This is a genomic window from Streptomyces sp. MS19 (assembly GCF_047200595.1).
Classification (GTDB): domain Bacteria; phylum Actinomycetota; class Actinomycetes; order Streptomycetales; family Streptomycetaceae; genus Streptomyces.
Genome location: NZ_JBJZOH010000096.1, coordinates 1 through 840, shown reverse-complemented (window position 1 = coordinate 840; position 840 = coordinate 1). Strand labels below are relative to the sequence as shown.

Here is an 840-nt window from a genome sequence, read left to right as displayed (position 1 = left end):
GGTCGTGGACCGGGACGGCGCGGTGAGACCGGCGTCGTTAGAGCTTGCGAAGTCCACTGAGCACCCTTTCGAGCAGTGTCACATCTGGCTGGCCACCCGGATCGCCTTCATGACCCGGCTGGTGAATGGCGACGAGCCCGGCCTCGGCCAGGTCGGCCACCAGAATCCGGGCCACCCCCAGAGGGATGGAGAGCAGCGCGGAAACCTCCGCGACGGACTTGACCTCGTAGCAGAGCTGGCAGATCCGCTGGTGCTCGGGGAGCTGGCCCTGGAGCTGCACCGGGTCGGCGGTGGTGCTCACCAGCGCCTCGATCGCCAGCTGGTACCGCGGCCTGGTCCGGCCACCGGTCATCGCGTACGGGCGGACGAGCGGCTGCTGCGGCTCGACGTCCGCGGGACGCCGGCCCGAGGGCGGGTTCTGCCGGGCGGTGGGCGGGGTCCAGTCCCGCGTGCCCCCGCCGCCGTGGCCGTCCGCCGCGGGGACGGGGCGTTCGGGGCGTGCGGGCTCGGCGTGGGGGCGGCGCTGCGGCGGCTGCCCGTGCGGGGGCGTGCCGTCGCGCCGGTTCCGCGGGTCCTGCGGGCCGTCCTGGGGAACGTCCTGCTGGTCCTGCGCGGGCCGACGCCGCGAGCCGCTGGGGGCCGAGGGGAAGTTGAAACGCCCCGGGCGCCCTCCGCCGTGCGGCGGCTGCGCCGGGTACTCGTTGCCGTATGGTCCGCCTGGGGGCGTTGTCACTGTTCCTCCTCCGACTGCCTTCGCTCGTGAGCGGAAGCCGCGCTCATCTCGTCGCCACGCCTGGCACCTTATGGCGCCGGGGCCTCAATCCGCACATGTGGTCTGCT

1 protein-coding gene is annotated in these 840 nt (G+C 73.8%); it reads right to left on the bottom strand.

Annotated elements, in window-relative coordinates; translation table 11 throughout:
• Positions 1-37 precede the first annotated feature (37 nt).
• Complete coding sequence (locus ACL02R_RS30035; protein ID WP_412800120.1) at positions 38-733, bottom strand: DUF742 domain-containing protein; 696 nt, start codon at positions 731-733, stop codon at positions 38-40.
• Between the last annotated feature and the right edge of the window lie 107 nt (positions 734-840).